Origin of the sequence: Coleofasciculus sp. F4-SAH-05, assembly GCF_040222985.1 — a bacterium.
GTDB classification, from domain to species: domain Bacteria; phylum Cyanobacteriota; class Cyanobacteriia; order Cyanobacteriales; family Coleofasciculaceae; genus Coleofasciculus; species Coleofasciculus chthonoplastes.
On record NZ_JAVKBY010000178.1, the window covers coordinates 14,642 to 41,180 of the forward strand.

Consider the following 26,539-nt stretch of genomic DNA (forward strand, 5'->3'; position numbering starts at 1 on the left):
TCCAAAATCCAAAACCCAAAATCCAAAATTGACGTGACTACAGTGTTACCGTATAAGCGTCCCGAATACCAGGAACTTTGGTGATTTCGGTCAAAATTCCCTCCGGTAGGGGATCATCAATGCTCAAGACCATTACAGCATCACCTCGGACAATTTTGCGACCGACCTGCATACTGGCGATATTCACATTAAAACTACCCAGCAGCGACCCAATTTTACCAATAATTCCCGGCATATCGCGGTGCAGGGTAAAAAGCATGTGGTGACTCGGTGGCACATTAATCGGAAACTCGTCAATACTGGTGATGTGAATTTCACCATCGCTCAATAGCGCTCCCGTCACCGAATGTTCACCCAAGGAACCCTTAGCCGATAGCAGTAGCGAACCACCCGAATAATCTTGAACCGAAGCATCGCGGGTTTCAATCACCCTAATTCCCCGCTCTTTTGCCTCAATTGAAGCATTGACGTAGTTCACCCGCTCACGTAAGGCTTGGGATAATAGTCCTTTCAGAGAGGCTACCACTAATGGCTGACTATTATTCGTGGCTAATTCCCCTTGTAACCGGACATTGAGCTGTTCAATTCGCCCACCCGCTAACTGACTGACCAAATTGCCCAGGGTTTCTGCCAAGCGCATATACGGTTTGAGCTGTTCTAGCACATTAGACGATAGTCCGGGAATATTCACGGCTGAACGAGCCGGTAATCCTAAGAGGACATCGCGAATTTGTTCAGCCACATCAATGGCAACATTAACTTGGGCTTCTGCGGTTGACGCACCCAGGTGAGGCGTGAGGATCACTTCCTTGTTCAGTTCTCGCAGGGGGGATTCTCCCAAAGGTTCTGACTCAAATACATCCAGTGCTGCCCCAGCTATTTTACCTGTCTTTAAGGCTTCTGAAAGTGCCGCCTCGTCAATGACTCCACCTCTAGAGCAATTGATAATTCGAGCCGTTGGTTTCATTGTCGCCAAGGCTTCGGCATTAATCAAATGAGTGGTTTCCGGGGTTTTGGGAATATGCAGGGTGACGTAGTCCGACTCCCGCAACAACAAATCCATATCCACCAGACGACAGCCTAGCTGATCAGCGCGTTCCAGGGAAATAAAGGGATCATAAGCCAGTAACTTCATCCCCATGGAGCGGACAACTGTTGCCACATGGGAACCAATTTTACCCAAGCCCACAATACCTATGGTTTTTTTGTAAACTTCGGCACCGATAAAGCGCTTGCGATCCCATTGACTATTTTTCACCGACTGATTGGCTTCTGGGATATGGCGTGATAAGGACAGCATCATGGCTAAAGCGTGTTCAGCCGCCGCAATGGTATTTCCTTCCGGGGAGTTAACCACCACAATACCCTTACGGGTAGCGGCTGGGACATCAACGTTATCAACGCCAACCCCAGCACGTCCAATAATCTTGAGTTGTTTACCCGCTTCGATGATTTCTTTGGTCACACGAGTGCCAGAACGAATCATCATGGCATCATACTCAGCGATGATGCCAACGAGTTCCTCAGGCGATAGATTGGTTTTCACATCAACCTGAGCCACTTGGGAGAGGATATCAATTCCAGCTTGATCGATGGGATCGGATACAAGTACTTTAGACATTGCCAGTAGATGGGTTGAAATGAGTTACACCGATTGTGCCTTGCTGTAAATTAATGCAGGACAGCTTATCAACTACACAACAGGGCTATCGCTGGACAATCAGGATGACTGACCGCAGTAGGTTATTGTAACGGCAAAGGGGTCAGTGTTGACCACATTGACCGAAAGTTTTAAAGTTTCCCGTGTTTTCCCGGTTGTTGGCAATGATGCCAATCCTTAACCCACAGCCGCTCAACCCGCTCAAACTCCCGTGTATTGGGGTCAGCAGAGTTAAGAGTGGTTCGAGCGATCGCGGTTTCCGGTGGCGTTGCTATCCTAGTGAACGTTTTCGGTCAGGAGTCAACTGTTTTAGCCATTCTCTCTACTTCTTGACCCTCGTCTTCAATAGTAATCGGCACACCAGACCATTCACTGAGTTCGTGAGCTAACCATTCCATTTCTGGCTCGACGAGTCCCTCAGAATAGGCAGAGAGTACATATTCCTGTTGTGGGTCAATGATTGTAATTGTTTGATAACGATTGGTATAGCGCAGTTGGCTAATAGTATTCTTCATGATTGGAGATTTATAAAATTTTAAGCCCAGCCACTCGTAAGTTAATATAATTTCTTGAGACTTGAAATGTAGTCGAGTTGATCTGATAATAAAACCCCAAGCTTCAATCAAAAAACTCATGCCTTTTATCGTAAAAGGTAGTGTCAATATCATCCAAACGACAAAAGCGAAATTAACAACAAGAGGTGTATTTAAAACAATAAACGGATGCATGGCGTAAAGAAGAGGATATAAAAACATTATACCCCACAGGGAATTAAATACTGCACTAATCCATAATTCGCCGTTAAAAATTGATTGGGGCGGAATCAAAATATCTACAATTCCTCCTTCTTTTTTTACTTTAATTTTACTCCCTAATGGTTTTTGTTTAACCGCCAGAATAGCCGGTATATATGTTCGCTGACGAGGCTGTTCCAAGGCTTTCATCGCTTCTCCAGCCGATGCCAAACGGCGATTTAGACTCGGTTGTGTCATCCACTTCAACCAGTCAATCAAATCTGAACTGATATTAACAGATGATTCAAATTGAATTCGCAAATTTTCTTGAGGAAATTCAGATGGATGCCTCCCTGTTACTAAATAAATTAAGGTTGTACCCAAACTATAAAGATCGGAAGCAGGAACCGTTCGTCCACCAAATTGTTCAGGTGGCATATATCCATAAGTTCCCACAACCGTAATCGTGCTACCTTGTTTTGCCGCTAGGGTTTGTACTGAGCCAAAATCAACTAAATAAACTTGACCGATACTGTTACCTGATCGGTTGGTCAATAAAATATTACTGGGCTTGATATCTCGGTGAATGACTGGCGGCTGTTGCTCATGCAAGTAGTGCAAAATTTCCAGCAGTGCTTGAGCCAGTTGCTTAATGTCTTCTTCACTAAATGTTCGTCCACTCTTTAACCATTGTTCTAAGGATTTAGCTGGGATATAGCTTTGCACCAAGACAAATCCTTTACCGGTTGAGGTGTCTAGATCAAAATAATCTAAGTAACGGGGAATTGCTGGATGGGAAAGGCGTTGTAAAGTTTGCGCTTCTCGTTCAAACAGCTTCAAGTCATCCCATTGAAAACTTTCTGCAAACATTAGTAACTTAATCACAACGAATTCTTGGGTTTGTAAGTCCTGTGCCAGCAACGTGCGTCGTCCGGCATTTTTACTTAACTGTTCTTGGATGGCATAACGTCCGTTTAAAACTTTATTTCTCATTTTTGATGATCCTATTAATTTAAAATATTCTTAAGTATTGAATTCGATTTATCTTTATTTCGTGATGGGTAGATCTAACCATTCGCTGAGTTCATGAGCTATCCAATCAATCTCGTTATCAGTAAGATGTGCAGTAAGAAGTTCATATTGCCGTGTTCCTGCCCAAATATGCACATTCCGTAGAAATCCTAACTTTAATTTACAGATACTTTCTTTTGAACTTGAAGGCTGAAACTGATAACGAACAGGTTTGTTTATAACTGGGCATATTTCCTCTCTTTGCTCGAAACCTGCCAGAGCTTTTAACGCTTGATTAGCCGAAATTAAACGCCTATTTAAATCCGGTTCAGTCATCCGCTTCAACCAGTCAACAAAAGCTGAATCGAGAGGAATTTTTGGTTCAAACTGAATTCGCAAATCCTCCTGGGGTAAATCAGCAGGATGCATCCCGGTTACTAAGTAAATTAACGTGGCACCTAAGCTGTAGAGATCGGAGGCTGGAACCGCACGTCCACCAAATTGTTCTGGCGGCATATACCCATAAGTTCCCACAACTGTAATCGTACTACCTTCTGTTGCGGCTAAAGTCTGAACTGAGCCAAAATCAACTAAATAAACTTGACCCATACTGTTGCCTGAGCGGTTTGCCAAGAGAATATTACTCGGCTTAATATCCCGATGAATCACTGGCGGATGCTGTGCGTGTAAATACATCAATATTTCCAGCAACGCTTTAGCTATATGCTTGATGTCATCTTCGTTAAAAGTGCGACCAAATTCTACCCATTCGGCTAAAGATTTCGCTTCGATATAACTCTGTACCAAGGCAAAGCCTTTAGTCTTGGATGTTTGAAATTTAAAGGAGTCTAAGTAACGTGGAATAGCCCGATGGGAGAGGGATTGTAAGGTTTGGGCTTCTCGCTCAAATAGTTTGAGATCGTCCCAATTAAAATCGGCATCAAAGGTGAGAAGTTTGATGGCAACTAATTCCTGGGTTTGTATGTCCCGCGCTAGTAAGGTTTGTCGTCCGCCATTTTTACCGAGCTGTTTCTGGATGGCGTAACGTTCTTTTAATACTTGCTCCACCATTTTTTCCCTAAGCTTTTGTGTCTTTAAACTACTGAATCAGATTCGCTGTTTGCCTAGAACACCAGACCAGTAGTTAAATTTATAGCTAATGGTAACATTCGTTACTCAATACTCCATTTTTTAGAGACGTTCCGCTGGAACGTCTCTACGTCTTTTATCCGCACAGATGGCTTGAGTTGGTTTAGCCGCAGATTTTAACGGGTTGGTAACGGGTGATAGGTTATCTTACAGACTGACTACCGAGTTTTCCGGCAATTTTTGATTTTTCTTCTATGGTATAGCGTTTCCCGGTCTGGTGAGATATGGAGTGTAAGCGGTCATGCATTTAAATTGGGAATGGGTAGCGAGAAAGATGCTCAATGTAGCGAGCAAGATGCTCAATGTAGCGAGCAAGATTCTCAATGTAGCGAGCAAGATTCTCAATGTAGCGAGCAAGATTCTCAATGTAGCGAGAAAGATGCTCAATGTAGCGAGAAAGATGCTCAATGTAGCGAGAAAGATGCTCAATGTAGCGAGAAAGATGCTCAATGTAGCGAGCAAGATTCTCAATGTAGCGAGCAAGATGCTCAATGTAGCGAGCAAGATGCTCAATGTAGCGAGCAAGATGCTCAATGTAGCGAGCAAGATTCTCAATGTAGCGAGCAAGATGCTCAATGTAGCGAGCAAGATTCTCAATGTAGCGAGCAAGATGCTCGCACTACGGCAAGGATGAGAGCCATTATTGACATTAAGGTTTAAATGCCGAACAGCTTACCTGTCTATCTAAAAGCAGGAAGGTTCTCGCTTCAGGTGGAGTCGCTATTGTCGTCAAGGTTTTCGGTTAGTCTTTGTACCTAGTGACGCACGTCTTCAACAGTAACTGGCATACCCGACCATTTACTAATTTCGTGAGTTAACCAGTCAATTTCTGGCTCTACAAGTTCCTCAGAAGCGGCAGAGATTACATATTTCTGTTGTGGGGCAATGATTGTAACTGTTGCATCAATAGATTTTGTATCATAGACGTCGCCTGATCCAATTTTCACTACAGCCGTCTGACTATAGCGCAATTTTATAATAGTATTCTTCATAATTGGAGTTGGCTGGCGTTTCCACCAGAGCCACTCGTAAGTCAATGAAATTTCTTGGGGATTTAGATTGAGTCGAGTTACTCTGAAAATATATCTGAAAATTTCATAAGCTTTTGTCAAGCTAAAACGACCACTGAAAAAACCCATATTAAACAAAATTAAGCCATAATATAAAACTGCTACCTTAGCTATTAGGGATTCACTCTCAAAAAATATCCCTATTCCTAGAATAAACCCAATTATAAAAAATAACCCCATCAGACCAAATATCAACATTTGAAACATAGATAGCCAAAATTTTCTGTCAAATTTTAATCCTTTTTGCGGAATCAAAATCTCTATATTTTTCCCATCTTTTTTGACTTTAATCCTACTCCCAAACGGTTTTTGTCCAACCGCAGAGATATCTGTATCTGTTTTCTGAGAAGGCTGTTCTAACGCTTTCAGCGCTTCCCTAGCCGATGACAGACGGCGATTTAGACTCGGTTGTGTCATCCACTTCAACCAATTAATCAAATTTGGACTAAGATTAACAGATGATTCAAACTGAATTCGCAAATTTTCTTGGGGTAATTCGGCTGGATGCCTCCCTGTTACTAAATAAATTAAGGTTGCACCCAAACTGTAAAGATCAGAGGCGGGAACTGTTCGTCCACCAAATTGTTCAGGTGGCATATACCCATAAGTTCCTACAACCGTAATCGTGCTACCTTGTTTTGCCGCTAGGGTTTGTACTGAGCCAAAATCAACTAAATAAACTTGACCTACACTGTTACCTGAGCGGTTTGCCAATAAAATATTACTGGGCTTGATATCTCGGTGAATAACTGGCGGCTGTTGTCTATGCAAGTAGCACAAAATTTTAAGCAGTGTTTGAGCCAGTTGCTTAATGTCTGCTTCGCTAAACCTTCGTCCACTCTTTAACCATTGCTCTAAAGATTTAGCGGGGATATAGCTTTGCACCAATGCAAATCCTTTCCCCATTGTGGTGTCTACATCAAAGTAATCTAGGTAACGGGGAATGGCTGGATGGGAAAGGATTTGTAACGTCTGCGCTTCTCGTTCAAATAGCTTCAATTCATCCCATTGAAAGTTTGATTCAAAAATCAACAATTTAATCACAACTAATTCTTTAGTCTGTAAGTCCTGTGCCAGCCAGGTGTGTCTTCCGGCATTTTTTGCTAACTGTTTCTGGATGGCATAACGCTCTTTAAAGATTTGTGTTGTCATGGTTTGTAATCCTTTTGATAAAAGTGATTATCTTTTTTTTACAAAAAAAATATCGTAATTTAGTTGCCGTATAAATTTAATTTATTAACCGAATTATATTGCCAATTTAAATGAGTTAATTTATATTTATTTCGTAATAGGTAAATTTAAGAAGTTGCTAAGTTCAGATGCAATCCAATCAACTTCGCGATCGCTTAGATTCTTAGTCGGAAGTTTATAGACCTGTGTTCCTGCCCAAATCTGAATGTCGCGACGCACAGATCCATTATTGTAATTGTAATGTCGGAAAAATCCTAATTTTAAAATAGCTCTTCTTGGACTTTGGCGTCGCTCATTGAGTGAAATTTTCTGCTGATCAATCCGCAGTCTGGTAGATTTGTGAAAAATGGGAAAAAGCAATATAAAAGCAATCATAATCATCAGAAAAATTGGTATTAATTCTGTTAATAAGTTTAGCTTGTAAATTTCGTCAAGCCACTTTAAAATATATATAATAATCCTTGATATAAATATCCCCAAAAAGCCAATAAATGTATATTTTAAAAAAGCGGTATTGTCAGGAATAATGATTTCAATATTATTCAGGTATTTATTAAGTTTAACTTTACTTTCAGTCGGTTTATTTATAACTGTGGGTATCCAATTTATAAGTTTTTTAAGTGATTCTAAAGCTTGTTCAGCAGACGTTAACCGACTGTTTAAATCCGGTTCAGTTATCCACTGCAACCAGTCAACAAAAGCTAAATCCAGATGAATTTTTGGCTCAAATTGAATTCGCAAATCCTCTTGGGGTAAATCAGCGGGATGCGTCCCAGTTACTAAGTAAATTAATGTGGCGCCTAAGCTGTAGAGATCGGAAGCTGGAACCGCACGTCCACCAAATTGTTCCGGCGGCATATACCCATAAGTTCCCACTACTGTAATTGTACTACCTTCGGTTGCGGCTAAGGTTTGAACTGAGCCAAAATCTACTAAATACACTTGACCAACACTATTGCCTGAGCGGTTTGCCAATAAAATATTACTCGGCTTAATATCTCGATGAATTACCGGAGGATTCTGTGTGTGTAAATACATCAAGATTTCCAGCAATGATTTAGTCAGTTGCTTGATTTCTATTTGGTTAAATGTGCGACCAGATTCTACCCATTCGGCTAAAGATTTCGCTGGAATATAACTCTGTACCAGGGCAAAGCCTTTAGTCTTAGCTGTCTGAAATTTAAAGGAGTCTAAATAACCTGGAATTGCCGGATGGGAGAGTGATTGTAAGGTTTGGGCTTCTCGCTCAAACAGTTTGAGATCGTCCCATTGAAAATCGACACCGAAGGTGAGGAGTTTTATGGCGACTAATTCCTGAGTTTGTAAGTCTCGCGCTAGTAAGGTTTGTCGTCCGCCATTTTGACCGAGCTGTTTCTGGATTTGGTAACGTTTTTTTAGAACTTGCTCCACCATATTTTTCCTTAAGCTGTTGTGCCTTTAAACCACTGACTCAGATTGGCGGTTTGCCGAGAACACCAGTCCAGTAATTAAATTATTATACTTGACTACCAAATTTTCCGGCAATTTTTGATTTTTTTTCTATGATAAGTTATGACTTAGCAAGGGCGGGTTTTGTTGAGGAGTTATCGGTGAGCTAGGGCGGGTTTTGTTGTTCAGTTATTTCATCAATAGCTGAGTGTAGTTCCTAAACCCGCCCCTACAATTGTGGCTAAACCCGCCCCTACAAAACTTATGAATTATTTCTTTTGACTGTGATTACACCAACCGATGCTCTAGGTCACTTTCCCAGAATGACATCTGGGTGTCGGCTCAGGCGACGTCGCCGCTCACGTCGCTTCAGCCATTCGGTGGCATCATCGATGAAGGAATACACCACTGGCACTACCACCAAGGTTAACAGGGTTGATAGTAGCAATCCTCCTAGAATTACGGTAGCGATGGGGGAATAGGCATCCATACCGATTTCTGGGAAGAACGCCAGCCGCACAATTACGATAACAGTGGTACAGGTTGTCATGGTAATCGCTTTTAACCGAACCGGACCTGCCATGCGGATTGCCACGTCACGGGGAACTCCTTCTTCTCGTTTCGCCAGGATCAATTCGAGTAGTAAAATTGCTGCGGATAGAGACAAACCGGATAGGATGACAATGCCCAGAATTGAAACGCTTGAAAGGGTTTGATCCGCCAAAATCAATCCGCCGAAGACACCGACTAATTGTAGGGGAACTGACACCATCATCACCAAAGGTTGAATAAACGAGCCAAACTGAATGACAAGAATTAAATAAATTAAAATCAGCGACACGAGCAACCCTTTAAGCAAACGGTCAAACTCAATCATCATGTCGGTCATATCACCCATGGAATCGATACCATAACCAGGGGGAAATTGCAACTCCATTCCCGCCCGCATTGCGATCGCCATCGACAAATCCATGGAAGCAGGACCCCCTTTACGGTAGTAGCCGTTGACGTACACTACCCGTTTCCCATTAATATGCTCAATCACGGTAGGACCATTATGCCGTTCCAAGGTGGCGACGGTTTTCAGGGGAACCTGTTGTCCCATGGGTGTGGTGATGTAAGTGTTTGCCAAATTGCTCAGGGTGCCACGTTCCTCCGCCTCGTAGCGCACCAGAATCGAATTTTGCCGCAGGTTGGGGCGGTTGTAATAGCGGCGGGTAAAGCCACCTGTGAGGGCGTAGCGGGCTTGTTCTGCCACCATCCGTACATTCATCCCCAGTTCTTCAGCGCGGCGGCGATCGACTTGAATCTGATATTCTGGCTGAGTTAGGGCTGAACTGGTTTGGGGCATGACTAAACCGGGCGTATCTTCGGCGATGCGGAGTACATCTTTGGCTAAACGATGGAGTATGTCTAAATCATCACCATATACCGCAAGCTGAATCGGAGCCGCAGATGTCGCCATCACATCCACACCCATCTCCTTTAAGGCGATGCGGCGCAAACCGGGAATAGTCCGGCGGGCTTCAGCTTCGACGCTATCCATAATTTCCCAGATGTCACGGTTGCGATCGCCCTTGAGGGTGACAATCACAGAGGCGGAGTTAACGCTGCCCATACTGTAGCCGCTGAAATAGGTACTATTACGGGTCAGTTCAAACCCCGTTTGGGAGGACACTTTGTCGATGTCCGGTTGGGCGAGTAAAATCTGCTCAAAGCGATAGGTACTCTCGTCAGTCTTAGCAAAAGACGTACCCGGTTCCATCTCCAGCGATGCCATAAACTGACCCGAATCCCCCAGGGGCATCATTTCCTGAGGCACAAACGGATAAAGTGCGATCGCAAACACAATAGCAGATCCCGCGATCGCTAGCGTCACCTCCCGATTGTTCATACACCGATCTAGCAGCCAACCGTAACCCTGCTCTAGTTTCTGAAAGCCCACCCGCACTGGGGTCAACAGCCACTGCAACCACGTCTGTCGTTGGCGTCTTTGCTGGGGTGGCTTCAGCACAAATGCTGCAATTAGGGGAATCAGCGTTACCGACACAATCAGCGAGGCAATAAAAGCAAACACCATGGGCCACACGATGCCCACAAACATCAGTCCCGTCAACCCTCCTGCCATAATTGTCGGTAACAGTGCTGCAATCATCACGCAACTTGCTGCTGCACTTGCCAGAAATACCTCCCCCGTACCCTGAATTGCCGCCTGTCTGGGGCGTAACCCTTCCTGTAGTTTCCGATCAATGGAGTCGATGACGATGATCGAATCATCCACCAGTTTCCCAATTGCCATCATCATCCCAATCAGGGTAGAGGAATTCAGGGACATCTCAATGGGAATAAAAGGCAAGGTGGAGAGAGCCAGAGAGGTAGGGATGGAGATCATAATCAGTGCCGTGGCACGGAAATCTTCTAAAAAGATCAGAATCACCACCCCAGCGAGCAACACGCTAATCAGCAGTTCCTGGAAGGTACTGTCGAGGATAATGTTGACCAAATAGGAGTTATCATAAGCTTCTGCAAAACTCAGACCCGGATACTCTGCCTGAATCTGCTCCAATTCTGCCCGTACCTGTTTGATCACCTTCGGGGAACTCGAATCCGGCTTCTGGATCACATTCACGGCTAAAGCCGCCTCGCCATTGTAGCGATAGCCACTGCGCCGTTCCTCAAACGTATCTTCTACGGTAGCCACATCTCGGACATAAACCACCTGCCCATCCTGCTCCAAAACGGGGTAATCCATCACATCCGCCGCACTCAGCGCCCGTTTATCCGCCCGCACCAGGATTTCCGAGTCACCCTGAGTCAGCACCCCAGCGCCCTGGCTGATGTTATTGGCATCAATTGCATCGCGCACCTGCAAAATTGATAACCCGTAGGCGGCTAATTTCTGTCGATCCACCACCACCTGAAGCTGTCGCCGATAGCCGCCGAAGATGGACACAGCCTGGACGTTTGGCACTTGAGTTAGCCGATCAACGAGGGTGTTATCCGCAAATTCCCGTAACTGCACTGGGTCCCAGCCCTCTCCCTGTAGCGCTAGAGTTAGTACCGGACGGTTTAGGGGGTCAATCGGCAATACCCAGTAAGAACGGGAGTTCAAGCCATCTAACTCAATATCTCCCTCCGCAGCCGTCATGATGCTCTGCACAGATTGCACCGCTTGATTGATATCGTCTCCCCAGGCAAATTGAATCGTCACTAAGGACATATCTTGCTGGGAACTAGAGCGAATAAACCGCACATTGTCCAGCACCGTCAGCCGCTGCTCAATAGGCTTACTGATATAGGTTTCAACTTCTGTGGGAGAAGAACCCGGTGCCATGGTGACAATCGACACCAGGGGACTTTCCACGTAGGGCATCATCCGCACCGGTAGGAGGATTAGAGTCAGTACAGACAGCACTAGCACCGCGATGTACAGCGCGGCGACAATTACCGGATGCTTAATCGACCAACGGGTGAGAAAGGTTTTGATCATGGGAGCGCTGGGGGGAAATGTAGAGACGTGCCATGGCGCGTCTGGGAGATGGGGAACACCTCGACTTCGCTCAGTAACACGCTCGGTGTGTCAGATGGGGAAATTGTAGGGGCGGGTTTAACTACTATCGTTTGAAATGGTGCGTTACGCTTCGCTAACGCACCCTACACCCGCCCTGTCTAAATGACGAATGACGAATGACAAATGACAAATGACAAATGACAAATGACGAATGACGAATAACTACTTCACCTCGATATCGAATGTTTCTTGTCCAGACATAGCCGGATCAGTCGATTTCACCGCCATCATCCATTTTCCTGTCATACCCATGTTAGTCATCACCTTGTACCGTCCAGGTTGAGTGTCAGGTTCTACCTTAGTCATGGCTGTCATTGGTTCCATGTCTTCCATCTCCATAGACAGATCGACTTGTAGATCCTCGACGGCTACAGGTTCATTGGTAGCGGGATCAATCACCTCGACCACGAATTCCGCATCACCCATCGGCACAGTGCCATCTTCCGGAGACACCATGGTGATGATTACGTCATTTTCGGCAGAGGATGCCATCGTTTCGGTTGTCGGAGCAGTCGCTGCATCCGTTTCTACTTCACTCTCCGCTTGATTAGCACTACTGCAAGCGGTGTTTAAAACGCTGATTGTCAGCACGAGTAAAAGAAGTTTTTTCATCAGATCCTCACTGAAATAGAATTGAACAATTTTGGAATAAAAAGGATTGCATTTTTTTCTTCCCCATTTTCCAGACGTGCCATGGCACGTCTCTACAACCCCATTTTCCAGACGTGCCATGGCACGTCTCTACAACCCCATTTTCCAGACGTGCCATGGCACGTCTCTACTATTGCCTGATAATGTTACTCAACTGCCACCTTGAGCATAGTTTGACCCGCATAATCGGGGTCTTTAACCTCGACTTTAATATGCCACTCTCCTGCCATGCCAAAATGAGTGTTGACCTGGAATTGTCCGGGTTTGTCCGTTGGTTCTAGTTCCACCATTGTGGTCATTGGCGGCATATTGGGCATGGGCATGGTGACGTCTACCGCCACATCCTTAGCGGGTAAAGGTTCCTGAGTATTGGGATCACGCACTTCTAGGATGAGTTCAGCCCCCCCTGACTTAAATCCCTTGGTGGGATCAGGGCGAACGATCGCAACCTCAATTTTGTCCTGACTACTCTCACCCAGCATCGGTACGGGATCGCCAGTGTCATCCACCACCGTCACTTGAGCATTGGGGACGAGGCGACTATCCCCAGAGGTAATCACGCGATCGCCTACTTTGAGTCCCTGGGTGATTTCCATGCGATCGCCACTGATCATCCCTGTCTCAACCACACGCCGTTGCGCCTGGTTATCCTGGATAACCCACACCGAATTTTCACCATTAAACTCTACAACCGCCTTTCGAGGCACCGATATCGTACTTGCCTTGCGATTCGTGAGAATGGTCATATCCAAAAACTGTCCGGATAACAGACGTTCTTGAGGATTATCCACCACCGCTTCCACTGTCACCGTGCGGGTGTCATTGTTAGTTTGCGGGAAAATACTGGTAATCTCCCCAGTTAAAGGTTGATCGGTTACTCCGGGTACTTCAGCTTGAATCGGCGTACCAATGCGGATATATCCGGCATCCTCCTGTGCCACATTCGCCTGGAGTCGTACTCGCGAATAGTCCCCGATTTTCAGTACACCCATACCGGGCTGTATGACAACGCCAGGATCGACCATACGAGTTTGAACAATACCACTAATCGGGGATTGCAATTTCGTGTAACTTTGCATTACCGCCGCTGTACTCACCTCCGCTCGCGCCTGACCCACCTTGGCGCGATTTTGATCCACTTCAGCAAGTAACCTTGCTCGTCTTGCTTTTGCTCCCTTAATCGCCGCCTGTTTAGCGCTTACTTCAGAAGCGACAATGTCCAAGTCATCTTGGGCAATCGCTCCTTCTGCAACGAGGGTGGCAAAGCGTTTCTGTCGTAGCTGTAAATAATCCAGTTCAGCTTGCAAGCGGGCAATTTCTTGGGTTTGCTCTTCAATCTGGACTTGGCTCGCCCGCAATGAGGTTTCCATCGCATCGGCTTCCGCCTGGGCTTCTGCCAATTCCGTCGAGCGTTCCGTTGCATCCAATTGAGCCAACACTTGCCCCGCCTTAACGCGATCGCCTGGGTAAACTGAATAATTGGTTAATTGTCCGGCAACCCGTGGATAAACAACCACTTCCTGATAAGGCATTATCGAGCCAGTGTAGGATACATTTGCCTCAAATTCTCCAGACTGCACCACCTCTACCCTCACCGGAATCGGGTTAAATGCCCCATTCACCTGCATCATGTCATCGTGAGACATTCCCGACATATCATGACCTTCCATCCCAGCCATAGAGTTAGTCGGTTTGATTTGATCGGTGATCAGGAGGATACTGCCGCTGAGTACAGCGAAGACTCCTAAACCTAATAAAACCTGTCCGTATTTCTTGCGGTTAGACGGCTGTCGCACTTTTTGGTCTGGTTCGGACCTTAAAGAGTCAGGAGATTCAGATAAAGAGTCTGGAGCGTTGGGACAAGACTCGTCAATATCCGAATGGGGTAGGGGAGGTTCCAGAGACATAAGACATTCAGTCTGGATCAGACTACTGAAGAATCGTATCTATTTCAAGGTATCAGTTAATTATGAAATCCGAATGAAATCCTGACCGGGCGGATATCTTAATAGAAATTACACGGAACATTTGCATTTTTGGCTCGCCTAAACCCTGGATATACCGTAGGGTGGGCATTGCCCACCAGCCTTAAATGAATGATTTAAAGGTTTAAAACATCTGCTACACGGCAACTCTAGCTGCTAACTACTTTCGCACATCCTAATGTGATTGTGGAAATTCTTTCTCCCAAGACGGCGGCGACTGAATTGGCTTTAGGAAAGGAGATTTTGGGCAAGCAAGGCGATGTCGGAAAATGTCGGTAAAATTATTGTCCTAGGTCATCCTCTCAAAGGTAATCGAATTGTGAATGTACTACCAACGCCTAATTCACTCTGTACCTGCAAACTACCGTGGTGTGCAGTAGCGATCGCGCGGGCAATAGCCAAGCCTAATCCCGAACCCCCCGTATGACGAGAGCGATCGCGATTCACTCGATAGAAGCGATCAAAAATGTGGGCTTGTTCTGTCGGTGCAATGCCAATCCCGGTATCGGTTACTTGAATCACAGCCGTGTGATCGCTTTTCTCTAAACTCACGTTAATGCTATTGCCTGCTGGGGTGTAGCGAATGGCATTATCAATCAAGTTAGAGACTAATCGATACAACTGCGGTTCATTTCCCAGAACATAAATTAATGGCTTGGGAATATCATAAGTTAATTGAATGTCAGAATCTGTGGCTAGTTCCAAAAACTCTTCTGACAAATCGCTAATCAAATCATTTAAACAACAGGGTTGAAACGTTTCGGATGATGAGTGTTGTTCTAGGCTTGTAAGTTGAAGTAAGTCAGCGATTAAATGACTTAACCGTCGTCCCTGTCGCTCGATCTGACGTAACATTGTGTGAGTGTCTTGGGGATTTGAAAAGGTAACCCGTAATATGGCTTCCACTGTCGCTAACAGGCTAGCCAAGGGTGTCCGTAATTCGTGAGCAGCATCAGCCGTGAATTGTTGCTGCTGTCGATAGGATTGGTATATCGGTTGCATCGCCAATCCCGACAGCCACCAACTGGAGGCTATAACTAATCCCAGAACCAGGGGTAGCCAACTGACTAAAATCCGTTGAATGCGAACATTCTCGGCGTCTAGAGGGGCTAACGTGCGTCCAATCTGTAAATACCCCCAAGATGAGCGCTGAGTTTCCGGGTTAGGGTTGGCATCAGCACTATGTAGCATAATCGTAAATTGGCGATAGCGGATACCCTGAGTTGTGGAAATCGTTTGCCATGGCTCTGGATTGAAGGTTGGGGATAGATTCGGGGGTTGATTGGGCGAAAAGGCGAGCAGTTTGCCCCGGTGATTAAATAGGCGAATATAGTAAGTGTCGCGATCGCTAATTCCCATCGTATGACGCTGAATCACTGTGGGCTTCCGATTACAGCGGTGTTGGTTCAGACACAATTCGGGAAAAAGCTGACGTAATACCGTCGTGGGATCTGCCGATGGCGGGAGCAAGGGTTCTACACTGTCGTGTAAGGTGCCAGCTATCGACTCAATTTCCCGTTCCATTGCTACCCAGTTTGCCCGAATCAACGCTCGATATGCCCCTAATCCAGAGATACTCAAAATCACGCCCATCACTCCAGCGTACCAGAGGCATAAACGCAGGCGACTGCGACGGAACAGCCGAGTATTGCTCATGGCTGAACCGTAAATCGGTAGCCCTTACCGGGAACCGTTTCAATGGGACAATCGCAGCCGTAGCGGGCTAGTTTGCGGCGCAATAAGCGCGTATGTGCCGCTACGACATTACTCATGGGTTCGGCGTCTAGATCCCAAAGCTGATGGCGCAGCTTGCTACCGGGAATGATGCGATCGCGATTTTGCATCAGGTAGGTGAGAATTTGAAATTCTTTGGTAGTCAACGAAATTGTCTCAACAGATTGGTCAATTCGGCAAACCTGGAGGGTGCTGTTGGCAGGATCGAGGGTGAACCCACCCACGCTTAAGGTTTGGGGTTGTAGCTGGGGTGATCGCCGCTGTAAAGCGCGTAACCGTGCCAGTAATTCGTCCATGACAAAGGGTTTGACCAAATAATCATCGGCTCCAGCATCCAACCCCGCCACTCGTTTATCCGGTTGACTCAGGGCAGTGAGCATGAGTACAGGTAAGGCATTGTTTCGCGATCGCAACCGCTGACATAACTCTAACCCCGATAGTCCCGGCAGTAACCAGTCTAAAACGGCTACGGTGTAATCCGTCCACTGATACTCTAGGTAACTCCACGCCAGAGTACCATCTTGTACCCAATCCACCACATATTTCTCACTGACTAAGACTCGCTTAATTGCTGCGCCTAAATCCAGTTCATCTTCAACTAACAGAATTCGCATAACTTCCGAGTGCAATCGTATCAGAGCAGGAGCGAAGTTAATTGCTCATGCACCTAATTATATCGAGGTTGATGCCATTTCACCTGAATTTCATCCCCTCTGTGCCAGACTTTAAGGAACTTTAGTTAAACGTTTTTCTAACTCAGTTAAATAATTTTATGTCCTTACTTGCAGAGGTAATTGCGCCTCTGATATTCTAGGAGTCATTATCCTAATAATAAGCCAAGGCATCCTAAACTTATAATGCATATTCACACTCTTGAACAATCTTGATGGATCAATTGATAAGCAAATCAAGCGAGATATTATGACCGCTATTGAGGAGGATGCTGATAATCGTATAACCGACTTACACGTTTGGTATGTTGGTCAAAATCATTTGGCTGCAACAATTTCACTAGTTACGCATTATCCTCAAACACCAGACTATTACAAAAAACTACTCAGTTATATTCCATCTCTTTCTCATGTTCTTGTTGAAGTTAATCACTGTCACGGTGAGCCTTGTATAGAATCGTCACCTAACAAGTCGTTATAGGTAAATCATTGACACACTATAACGATTTAAGTTAAGCAGGAATGAAACTCTATCCGTGCCGATTAATGCGGCTGCCATTCCCGATGATGTTTCTGGGTAGGTGATTGTGAGTTGATGTGACATTGTGTTTTTAGTAGGTGAGGACAATTAAAGTGAACGGTGGGGAACTTCAGTTTAAGATAACCCGCGTGCGATCGCGGTTTTTTCGTAGGGGCGCAAGGCTTGCGCCCTCACGCCTGTACCTTAGCCGATTGCCAACCCCTGTAAACCCGGATTTCTCACCACGATTCCCCAAAGGCTTATAAAGCCTGGATCGACGGTAAAATAAGGCATTCAACACTCTGTCGAAATTCTTAGTTCGTCAAAAATGCCCAGAACCTGGTCTAGGTAAAGGTTTTGGGGAGTGCGATCGCAAAACTTGTGAGAAATCCGGGTGTAAAGAGCGCACGCCGGGGAATCGTTGGGGAATGGGCGCACGCCGTGCGCCCCTACAGACGGATTAATGAACGGATGGAAACCCAATCTAACAAAAGCCCTACAGCAGTGAATCTACCGATGATTGCGGTGTGGCATTCACCGGAAAACTCGTCGTAACCACCATGTTTTTTTGTTTGGGCATCAACCGCTTGCCAAACTTGGCATAAAGTGCAGGAATCACCAACAATGTCAAGGCTGTAGAGGTAAACAAACCACCCAAAACCACAATTGCCAACGGCTGTAAAATCTCATTTCCAGCGCCACTCGCGATCGCTAACGGTAGCATCCCCAATGCTGAGGTGATTGCTGTCATCAAGATGGCGTTTACTCGTTCTAGAGAACCGTTGACAATTACATGTTTAAGGTACATTCCCTGAGCAAACTTGTTGTTGTAGTTGTCTACCAGTAACAAGCCATTGCGAACAGCAACGCCAAACAGGGTGATAAAGCCAATCAGAGATGCAACCGAAATCACACCGCCAGTCAACGCAATTGAGACAATACCTCCCACTAATGCCAAGGGTAAGTTAATCATGATTGCGAGCGTAGCAGGAAGGGATTTAACCGAAAAGAACATCAACACCGCAATCACTATCGCCGCCAGGATACTATACACCAGCAGGTTATTCGTAGCCCGTTCCTCCGATTCAAACTGTCCGCCGTACTGGATAAAGTAGCCATTAGGCAACTGTACGTTTTGGCGAATTTGAGCTTGAATATCACCAACCACACTGCCCAAATCCCGTTCAGCAACATTGGCTGAAACAACAATTAAGCGGGAAACATCTTCCCGATTCACCACATTCGCGCCCATGCCGTAATCTACTTTAGCCACGGTACTCAGGGGGATGGTTTCTCCCGTGGGAGTGGAGAGGGGAATCCCACCAATCGCATCTAAACTGTTACGCGCCTTTTCTGTCAGTGAGACGGAGATATCAATAAGCTGTTGGTTTTCCGCTACCTGGGACACCACTCGACCATTCAGAGCCGTTTCTACCACCTCTGACAATTGTTCCATACTCAATCCATAGGTCGCCGCCGCCGCCCGATCATATTGGATTTGCACCTGACGTATGGGCAGTTGGGGTTCAAGTTGCAAGTCTACAACCCCAGCAATCGGTTCGATAACATCGCGCACCTGTTCACCAATCTGGCGGAGTTCGATCAAATCCGGACCAAAGATTTTTATCGCGATCGCACTTCTAACTCCAGAGAGTACCTCATCCATGCGGTGGGAGATAAATCCGCCAATATTAGGGGCGACACCGGGCAACTTCAGGAAGGCTTCCCGCAGGTGTTTAACGCTAGCTTCCCGGTCTTTCAGCGCCCGATCACTCAGTTCCACATCAACGTGTGCCATACTCACTCCAGCCCCATCAGCATCCCCAGGAGCGCGTCCTGCCCGTACTTGCACCCATTCATAGAGGGGATTGTCCTGAAGCGACTTAGAAAGCACTATCCCTGCCCGATTCGTCATATCCAGGGACACACCCGGAAATAACACCATCGAGTTAACCATCGACTTTTCCTGGAATTCCGGCAGAAACACCCGTCCTAGGGAAGGAACGATCGCACAAGCCGCCACCAACGCCGCCAGTGCCACACCTAAAATAATTTGGGGCGATCCCAATGAAACATTCAACAACGGGCGATAGAGCCGTTCTGCCCAGCGGGATACAAACGTGCCTTCCTGGGGCAAGGTTTGATTTGCCAGCAAAATCGCACAAAGGGCAGGAGAAAGAGTCATCGCCACCAGCGTAGAAGCCGCGATTGACAGCAAATATGCCAACCCCATCGGCGCAAAAATACGTCCCTCCACCCCAGTCAAACTAAAAATCGGTGCGAATACCACAATGATGATTACGGTGGAAAAAATCACCGCCAGCCGTACCTCTACAGAGGTGTCATAGACAACTTGAAAGGGATGCTTAGGATTGCCCTGGGCTTGATTCGTGCGGAGTCCACGATAGCAGTTTTCCATGTCTACAATTGCATCATCCACAACGGAGCCAATGGCAACCACTAATCCACCCAATGTCATTGTGTTGATGCCCAAGCCAAAGGCTTTCATCAAGAGTAACCCAACCAACAAAGATAGGGGAATCGCACTCAGAGTAATCACCGCCGTGCGCCAATTCATCAAAAACAGCAGCATGATCACCGACACAATAATGATGCCTTGAATCAGTGAACCGCTGACATTGCGAATCGCCGCATCAATGAAGTTAGACTGGCGAAAGGTTCGTGCCACTTGCACATCAGCAGGAAAAGTTGGCTGTAAAGACTGCATCACGGCTTCCACGGCTTTCGTGACGGTGGGAGTATCCACATCAGGCTGTTTATTAATCATCAGCACCACCGCAGGCTGTCCATTAAAGCTGGCATCTCCGCGCTTCAAGGCTGCCCCGGTTTTGACCTCTGCCACATCTTGAAGCAGAATGGGTTGCCCCTCCTGCACCTTCACCACCGATTGCTGCAAGTCTTCAATGGATTGGATCTGCCCAATGCCACGCACCAGCAGTTCTTGACCCCCACCAATCAGGAAACCACCAGGAGCATTAGAATTGGCACCTCTTGCGGCATTGGTGACGTCGGTGAGAGAGACATTACGCGATCGCAGTTTTGCCGGATCAACCAGCACTTGTTCTTGGCGTTTATCTCCCCCATAAATAGTAACTTGAGAGACTCCCGGTACTGAGAGAATCTGATTGCTGAGAGTGACGTCCACCAGTCGGCGCAGTTCCATCAGCGAGGTTTCTCCCTGCCCGTTTACAGTAAAGGCATACTGCAAAATCGTACCCAATGGGGATACCAGTGGCGAAATTTCTGGCGGATGGATGCCTTTTGGAAGCTGATTGGTGACTTGCTGGAGCCGTTCTGTTACCGATTGCCGCGCTTTGTAAATATCAGCATCTTGGTCAAAGACTACCTGCACCATCGATAGCCCTACCTTAGAAGACGATCGCACCGTCGTTACCCCTGGCAAGCCATTCACCGCACTTTCAATGGGTACAGTAATCTGTGTTTCCACCTCCTCTGGAGCCAATCCCGTTGCTTCGGTTTGAATATCGACTTGAGGCGGTGCAAATTCAGGAAACACATCTAGGGGCATCTGGGTGATACTGACAACACCCCACAAGGTAATCACAATGGCAGCAAAAACGATGAACCACCGATGAGCGATCGCGTTTTTGAGCGTCTGATTCAGAATCGTGTTAAACATCTTAAATTAGGGGCTGCTGTAGAGAGTCTTGTGGTGGGGAGAGGCAATAGGGAATAGGCAATAGGGAATAGGGAATAAGCTGTTCGGCATTTAAACCTTAATGTCAATAACTGCTCTCATCCTTGTAATGCGTTAAGCGAAGCCATGCCGCAGGCTTTGCATCTTGCTCGCTACCCATTCCCAATTTAAATGCGTGACAGCTTAGGCAATAGGCAACAGTTTCAACATCTAGACGCTATTTTTCTTACGGATACTCACAAACGAAATCGCACCAACTAACACCACGGCTCCGCCACCAACAGCCGCTAAAATCCCCATCGGAAATCCACCCGCTTGCGGTGCGACTTCCCCAGGCTGTTGGGTTATATTGCCAGAAGCATCGTGGCTATGCGGGATTCCTTGGGCATCTGCCTGAGCATGAGCTTCATCGGTTTTGGGAGATGCGATCGCATCGGGGTTAGTGGCTGAATCAGCCGTTTTGGTTTTACGAGATTCGGCATAAAGTGACAAGCCACCTTGGGTGACGAGCTTTTCCCCAACCGACAATCCTGCGGTTACTTCGATCAGTTCGCCCTGAGTTGCACCTGTTGTAATTTCAACTGGCTCATAAAAATTCTCATACTGCACAAAGACAAGCTGTTTACCATCAGCATCCACCAATGCCGTGACAGGTACCATCACCCCTGCTCCACCCTCAGCGGATTGAGCGATCGGCGTGACAACAATGCCCAACATCTGATCAGTTTCAGCATTCACCTGTACTCGTTGCACACCCCCTGTAGCTTGAAACTCATCTCCATGTCCGACATGGGAAAAAGCCACATTAGGCATAGACAGCATCAGGGTGGTAATCAGGACAGATTCTAGTAAGGCTTTGTGCCGATAACGCATAGTTCACTCGCTCTGGGTTGACGAAAATCTTCCCCAGTCTGCCAAAGGACAGATGAAATTCAGGTGAAATTCCCAAATTGCGATTAGGTTCGTAGTAGGGGAACCTTAGCCCCAATACAAGTTTTCTTTTCATAGGGCTAATCCATCAATTAAGGTATGCCACGCCAGTAGTAGACTGACACAGCTAAAATTGTGGGTTAGATTTGACGGTTTGATGGGCGCACCGACGTGCGCCCCTACGGTTTCTGGGTGTAAGGCTAATTCATTTTGATCAAACGTTACATTCATGGTTCACCGCCGAAAGTTTTTGCCAAATCCAGACAGATTTCATGCTAATTTCATAGTCTTTTGGCATAATGGCAAAAACTCATTCAGCTACTGCAAAGTGGAATTTAAGCACCAGGAATTTTCCCATGAAACTGGCACAATCGGTGCGAACAGTCATTAAAACAACAGGAATTAGTTTGCTGTTATTAACCTTTGTAGCCGATCCGTTATTGGCACATGGTTCAGAACCTCACTCCCAGACCTCAAAAACTCCCGCTTCTACCTCCCACACTGCCGAACAAGAGCAGCCAAGCCAAAGGGTGGAATCCCCCGTTCAATTGCATACGCCCAACGAATTAATGCCTACAACGGCTCCTGATGAATACTCCATGACTAGCCAAGCGTCCACTCTCATGCCCACAGGACTGGGAGAGTCAATTTTTGTCTTGTTAATTGGTACTCCCTTGGGGCTATTTTTCTTGAAACAGCGGAGGTGATAGAACTGATATGTCTGTTTTAATCAAACGCTACACGCGCCAACTACATCGCGCTCTCGCGCCAATTATGCTTTTTCCCCTGCTGCTGACGCTAACCACAGGTTTGCTCTTTCAAGTTGCTGTCCTCAATGGCAAAGAAACAGATTTTCTGTGGTTATTAGCCCTACATCGTGGTAAATTTGGCAGCATCAATTTAGAGAGTGTATATGTATTTTTAAACGCTCTAGGTCTTTTGTTTTTAGGGGTTACGGGATTGATCATGTGGTTTCAAACAGGTCGGTCTGCTTCTAGGCGATCTAAACAATAAACGAGAGAAAGGACAGCTTACCTAGCTATTACAGCGCTTCAATGAAACGCTAAAAAAATTGTCTCAAGTTCAACAGGTTTTATAGGTAACAGTTTGAGTCGGCGCTGCACTACCACGTTATCAGGTTTGTAGTGAGAACTTTAGTTCTCTAACGCCTAGCTGGAGAGGGCTAAAGCCCTCACTACGAACCACTCATCATGACAGATTCTACCTTAGACTGCAACTTGGTATTAGTCAGGAAATTGTCATTGAATACAAAGGATCAATTCTGGCTTGAATTGCATCAAGCCAGAGGTGAAACTATTGATACCAAGTCTGATACCATTGCCGCATCTGTTCAATTTCAGCACTCTCTTCCTGGAGAATGGATTGTGCCAGATTGCGAACTTCAGGGCGGTTGCTATCCAGTACCATCCCAGCCATCATTACTGCCATTTTCTGATGGGGAATCATCTGCTCCATGAAGGCTTTGTCAAAGTCAGGAGCATTTTTTAGGGCGTCTAAATCTACAGCCATCATGTTCATATTGCCCATTTTATTCATCATGCTCATCATGTTCATCCCTTGATGCATGGGCATATTTTGATTACCACCAGGATGCATACCTGTACCTGAATTCATGGGCATATTTTGATTACCGCCAGGATGCATCCTCATCTGTGATACCGCAGGTACTTCGGTACCATACCACTGTTTATACCAAGCTTTCAGTTGCTCAATTTTTCGGTTTTGTTCTGTCTTGACAGTTTGGGCAAATCGTTGAATTTCAGGACGCTGAGCCTTATCCAACGCCAGGTTTGCCATGTCCTCAGTCATTTGATAATGATGAATCATCATTTGGATAAAGTGCTGTTCGCCTTGGTGATGATTCATCATTTCCATACCAGGAGTCGCAGCATTTCCAGATTGTTTCAGATGATGATTATTGTGTCCTGACAGCTTTCCTTGGATTTGAGCCGGAGAATTTTTTCCGGTTATTTGGACTTCAGCTTGGCTCTGGTTGGTCATCGCTAACCCGGTAATTGTACCGATGGTTGCTAAACTAAGAAAGCCGTAAAGCAAAGATTTATTGTTCATTGTTCTACCTCATTTCGACGAATTAATTACTAGAAATAGAGTCTTGTACATCCACCACACCCCGAACCATGTTCATGCCACAGGTAAATGGATATTCCCCGACATCTTGGGGCGTAAATTCAACCGTTGTTGTTTCGTTGAGCGGTAAATCGGCGGTAATGCCAAAGTCAGGTAATACAACTTGGCTCAAGCATTCACTTTGGTCTTTGCGGAAAAAGTTCAGTCGCACGGGTTTACCAACTTGAACCGCAATTCGCGCTGGTTTATATCCTCCTTCAACAGTAATCGTTACCTCTTGAACTCCATCAACAACCGGAACCGATTCAGCTAAAGTTGGCGGTTCAGGCGCTAACTCTGCCGTAGTTTCTGTGGCTTGTGGTTGATGTCTAGAGCTATCGGAATCATTACTGGATTCCGATGAAGCGGCTACAATTCCCCGATACATTCTCATCCCACAGGTAAATTCATATTCACCAGACTTTGGGGGAGTAAATTCTAGGGGAGTGGTTTGATGTAGCGGTAATTTGGCAGCAATTCCAAAATCAGGAAACAGGACTTCTTCTAAGCAACTATTCGCATCTTGGCGGAAGAAGTTAAGTCGCACAGGTTGACCCGCTTGGACAACAATGTAGTCAGGTTGATAACCCCCATCGACAGTAACCGTAAGTTCCTGAATATCCCCTTGGATAGTAGCTTGCTGCACTTTCCGTTTTTTACCCAAAAACCACCACAGTTCTGCACCAATTAAGGCGATTCCCCCTAGAGTGACACCAACTTTTAGACCTAAAGGTTGTTCGATGCGACGGAATTGTTGCGTCGGGTTAGCGGGCATTTCCATTTCGGTGGCGGTGGCTGCTGACGCCATTGCCATGAATAATCCCAGATTGATTACATGGTTCAATAGTTTAGGTTTCGTTTTCATCATCTTTCACCTCTTTAAAGTGGCTGGTTCTTAACTCATTTGGGTCTGAAATTTACGCAAGCGCAAGGCATTCGTTACAACGGAGACTGAACTAAATGCCATAGCCGCTCCAGCAATAACGGGGCTAAGTAACCAACCAAAGAATGGAAATAAAATACCAGCGGCGATGGGAATACCGGCGGCGTTATAAGCAAAGGCAAAGAAGAGATTCAGCCACTTTTTGCGCCTGAAGGGGTAATGTCTCAATCCCCAACTCATCCATCCAGCGCTGAGTGCCAATTTGCACCAATCGGCGATTAACAACCCCTTGAACCCCACTTCCCGCCACAGCTTCAAAGTTTTCGGTTTCTGGGAGCGACATTTCCCCCGTTTGGGATTGAGCGTACTGAACAACGGCTTCTGCTAAGGGGTGTTCGGAATTACGTTCAATGGCTCCAGCTAGTTGCAGTAGATTGATTTCATTGTGATTGGCTGTGCCTCGCACCGTAACAAAGTCGGTGACACCGGGTTTGCCTTCGGTAATCGTACCTGTTTTATCCAGAACAATCGTCTGAATTTTTAGGGCAAGTTCTAGACTATCTGCCCCTTTAATCAAAATACCGTTTTCTGCCCCCTTACCAATGCCAACAGTAACGGATGTAGGAGTCGCTAACCCTAAAGCACAGGGACAAGCGATAATCAGGACACCGACCATCGTAATCATGGCTAAGGTAAGATTACCCATCAGATCAAACCAGATGGTGAAGGTGGCGATCGCAATTCCAATCACCCCAGGGACAAACCATCCCGTCACTTGATCGGCTAGCTTTTGAATCGGTGCTTTTGAGCCTTGAGCTTGCTGTACCAGTTGGACAATTTGCGCTAAGGCGGTGTCTTTCCCCACTCGTGTGGCGCGAAACCGGAAGCTACCCGTTTTATTAATCGTGGCGCCAATTACATCATCGCCGGGTTCTTTACTAATCGGGATGCTCTCACCCGTAATCATTGACTCATCCACGGCGGATGTACCAGCAATTACCTCACCATCCACGGGGATTTTTTCCCCAGGGCGGACGATGATCACATCGCCTACCACAACCTCGGCAATCGGAATATCTATCTCTGCACCATCCCGCACTACTCGCGCCGTTTTCGCCTGCAACCCCATCAACTTGCGAATGGCTTCTGAGGTTTCCCCTTTAGCCCGGTTTTCCATAAACCGTCCCACCAAGGTTAGAGTGATAACCACCGCCGCTTAGCTTGGGTACATCTAATTTGTACAACCTGAACTCGATCTACTCTATCAACTCGACGACACAATTTTGATTCCACATTGCCCCTCTTATGGTATCCCGGTATGGGGATAAATCAGACACCAGATACCTTTAAACTACGGTAGGGGCGACCCGCCCGATTAAATTAACATTACCCAACCCTTAATGGTATCGGGTCGCCCTCCGTCAGGTATTGGTAATGATCTGACATCGTATACATAAAAACAATGGTAGGGGCGAAGAGCCGGATTCAATCAACATCACCTAACCTTTAATGGTATCGGGTCGC

Annotated in this window: 18 protein-coding genes and 3 pseudogenes; 4 read left to right on the forward strand and 17 right to left on the reverse strand. The window is 46.2% G+C overall.

What is annotated here, in order from left to right; genetic code table 11:
- Window positions 1–37 precede the first annotated feature (37 nt).
- The 3 genes and pseudogenes from serA to RIG27_RS21020 all read right to left on the reverse strand — a co-directional run.
- A complete protein-coding gene (serA, locus tag RIG27_RS21010; protein ID WP_446348371.1) occupies window positions 38–1,621 on the reverse strand; it encodes a phosphoglycerate dehydrogenase in 1,584 nt (527 codons plus the stop codon).
- Window positions 1,622–1,953: 332 nt separating this feature from the next.
- Complete coding sequence (locus RIG27_RS21015; protein WP_446348373.1) at window positions 1,954–3,387, reverse strand: serine/threonine protein kinase; 1,434 nt, start codon at window positions 3,385–3,387, stop codon at window positions 1,954–1,956.
- 210 nt (window positions 3,388–3,597) lie between these two features.
- Window positions 3,598–4,476 (reverse strand): annotated as a pseudogene (locus tag RIG27_RS21020) (serine/threonine protein kinase); the annotation flags it as partial.
- Between the two features lie 336 nt (window positions 4,477–4,812).
- Here RIG27_RS21020 and RIG27_RS21025 point away from each other — a divergent pair.
- Complete coding sequence (locus RIG27_RS21025; RefSeq protein WP_446348374.1) at window positions 4,813–5,214, forward strand: hypothetical protein; 402 nt, start codon at window positions 4,813–4,815, stop codon at window positions 5,212–5,214.
- 95 nt (window positions 5,215–5,309) lie between these two features.
- On the opposite strand, the gene RIG27_RS21030 is transcribed toward RIG27_RS21025, so the two are convergent.
- From RIG27_RS21030 to rppA, 7 genes are all read right to left on the reverse strand, one after another.
- Complete coding sequence (locus tag RIG27_RS21030; RefSeq protein ID WP_446348376.1) at window positions 5,310–6,776, reverse strand: serine/threonine protein kinase; 1,467 nt, start codon at window positions 6,774–6,776, stop codon at window positions 5,310–5,312.
- Window positions 6,777–6,902: 126 nt separating this feature from the next.
- Window positions 6,903–8,228 (reverse strand): serine/threonine protein kinase, encoded by a 1,326-nt coding sequence (locus RIG27_RS21035; protein ID WP_446348378.1) that lies wholly within the window; start codon window positions 8,226–8,228, stop codon window positions 6,903–6,905.
- A 325-nt stretch (window positions 8,229–8,553) separates the two neighbouring features.
- A complete protein-coding gene (locus RIG27_RS21040) occupies window positions 8,554–11,730 on the reverse strand; it encodes an efflux RND transporter permease subunit (RefSeq protein WP_446348404.1) in 3,177 nt (1,058 codons plus the stop codon).
- Between the two features lie 246 nt (window positions 11,731–11,976).
- Window positions 11,977–12,426 carry a FixH family protein gene (locus tag RIG27_RS21045; RefSeq protein WP_446348380.1) on the reverse strand — a complete coding sequence of 150 codons (450 nt, stop codon included), beginning with the start codon at window positions 12,424–12,426 and terminating at the stop codon, window positions 11,977–11,979.
- 185 nt (window positions 12,427–12,611) lie between these two features.
- Window positions 12,612–14,372, reverse strand: a complete 1,761-nt coding sequence (locus RIG27_RS21050) for an efflux RND transporter periplasmic adaptor subunit (protein WP_446348382.1) — start codon at window positions 14,370–14,372, stop codon at window positions 12,612–12,614.
- 372 nt (window positions 14,373–14,744) lie between these two features.
- Complete coding sequence (rppB, locus tag RIG27_RS21055; RefSeq protein WP_446348384.1) at window positions 14,745–16,106, reverse strand: two-component system sensor histidine kinase RppB; 1,362 nt, start codon at window positions 16,104–16,106, stop codon at window positions 14,745–14,747.
- A complete protein-coding gene (rppA, locus tag RIG27_RS21060) occupies window positions 16,103–16,798 on the reverse strand; it encodes a two-component system response regulator RppA (protein WP_446348386.1) in 696 nt (231 codons plus the stop codon). Before rppA ends, rppB begins: the two co-directional genes overlap by 4 nt.
- 268 nt (window positions 16,799–17,066) lie before the next feature.
- On the opposite strand from rppA, the pseudogene RIG27_RS21065 reads away from it, so the two are divergent.
- Window positions 17,067–17,336, forward strand: a pseudogene (locus tag RIG27_RS21065) (cation transporter); the annotation flags it as partial.
- Here RIG27_RS21065 and RIG27_RS21070 read toward each other — a convergent pair.
- The 4 genes from RIG27_RS21070 to RIG27_RS21085 all read right to left on the reverse strand — a co-directional run bounded on the left by RIG27_RS21070 (window position 17,331) and on the right by RIG27_RS21085 (window position 22,215).
- Window positions 17,331–17,459 (reverse strand): hypothetical protein, encoded by a 129-nt coding sequence (locus tag RIG27_RS21070; protein ID WP_446348388.1) that lies wholly within the window; start codon window positions 17,457–17,459, stop codon window positions 17,331–17,333. The pseudogene RIG27_RS21065 and the gene RIG27_RS21070 sit on opposite strands and share 6 nt — an antisense overlap.
- Before the next feature lie 412 nt (window positions 17,460–17,871).
- Window positions 17,872–21,036 (reverse strand): efflux RND transporter permease subunit, encoded by a 3,165-nt coding sequence (locus RIG27_RS21075; protein WP_446348390.1) that lies wholly within the window; start codon window positions 21,034–21,036, stop codon window positions 17,872–17,874.
- A 228-nt stretch (window positions 21,037–21,264) separates the two neighbouring features.
- The gene (locus RIG27_RS21080; RefSeq protein WP_446348392.1) at window positions 21,265–21,927 is read right to left on the reverse strand and encodes a cobalt transporter; all 663 of its coding nucleotides are present in this window, start codon (window positions 21,925–21,927) and stop codon (window positions 21,265–21,267) included.
- 129 nt (window positions 21,928–22,056) lie between these two features.
- Complete coding sequence (locus RIG27_RS21085; RefSeq protein WP_446348394.1) at window positions 22,057–22,215, reverse strand: hypothetical protein; 159 nt, start codon at window positions 22,213–22,215, stop codon at window positions 22,057–22,059.
- Between the two features lie 125 nt (window positions 22,216–22,340).
- On the opposite strand from RIG27_RS21085, the gene RIG27_RS21090 reads away from it, so the two are divergent.
- Window positions 22,341–22,691 (forward strand): hypothetical protein, encoded by a 351-nt coding sequence (locus RIG27_RS21090; RefSeq protein ID WP_446348396.1) that lies wholly within the window; start codon window positions 22,341–22,343, stop codon window positions 22,689–22,691.
- A 10-nt stretch (window positions 22,692–22,701) separates the two neighbouring features.
- Window positions 22,702–22,998: a PepSY domain-containing protein gene (locus tag RIG27_RS21095; protein ID WP_446348398.1), complete on the forward strand. Its 297-nt coding sequence runs from the start codon at window positions 22,702–22,704 to the stop codon at window positions 22,996–22,998.
- A gap of 300 nt (window positions 22,999–23,298) precedes the next feature.
- Here the strand turns inward: RIG27_RS21095 and RIG27_RS21100 are convergent, their stop codons facing one another.
- From RIG27_RS21100 to RIG27_RS21110, 3 genes and pseudogenes are all read right to left on the reverse strand, one after another.
- The gene (locus tag RIG27_RS21100) at window positions 23,299–24,075 is read right to left on the reverse strand and encodes a DUF305 domain-containing protein (RefSeq protein WP_446348400.1); all 777 of its coding nucleotides are present in this window, start codon (window positions 24,073–24,075) and stop codon (window positions 23,299–23,301) included.
- A gap of 22 nt (window positions 24,076–24,097) precedes the next feature.
- Window positions 24,098–25,000 (reverse strand): cupredoxin domain-containing protein, encoded by a 903-nt coding sequence (locus tag RIG27_RS21105; RefSeq protein ID WP_446348402.1) that lies wholly within the window; start codon window positions 24,998–25,000, stop codon window positions 24,098–24,100.
- Window positions 25,001–25,027: 27 nt separating this feature from the next.
- Window positions 25,028–26,231 (reverse strand): annotated as a pseudogene (locus tag RIG27_RS21110) (heavy metal translocating P-type ATPase); the annotation flags it as partial.
- Window positions 26,232–26,539: the final 308 nt, after the last annotated feature.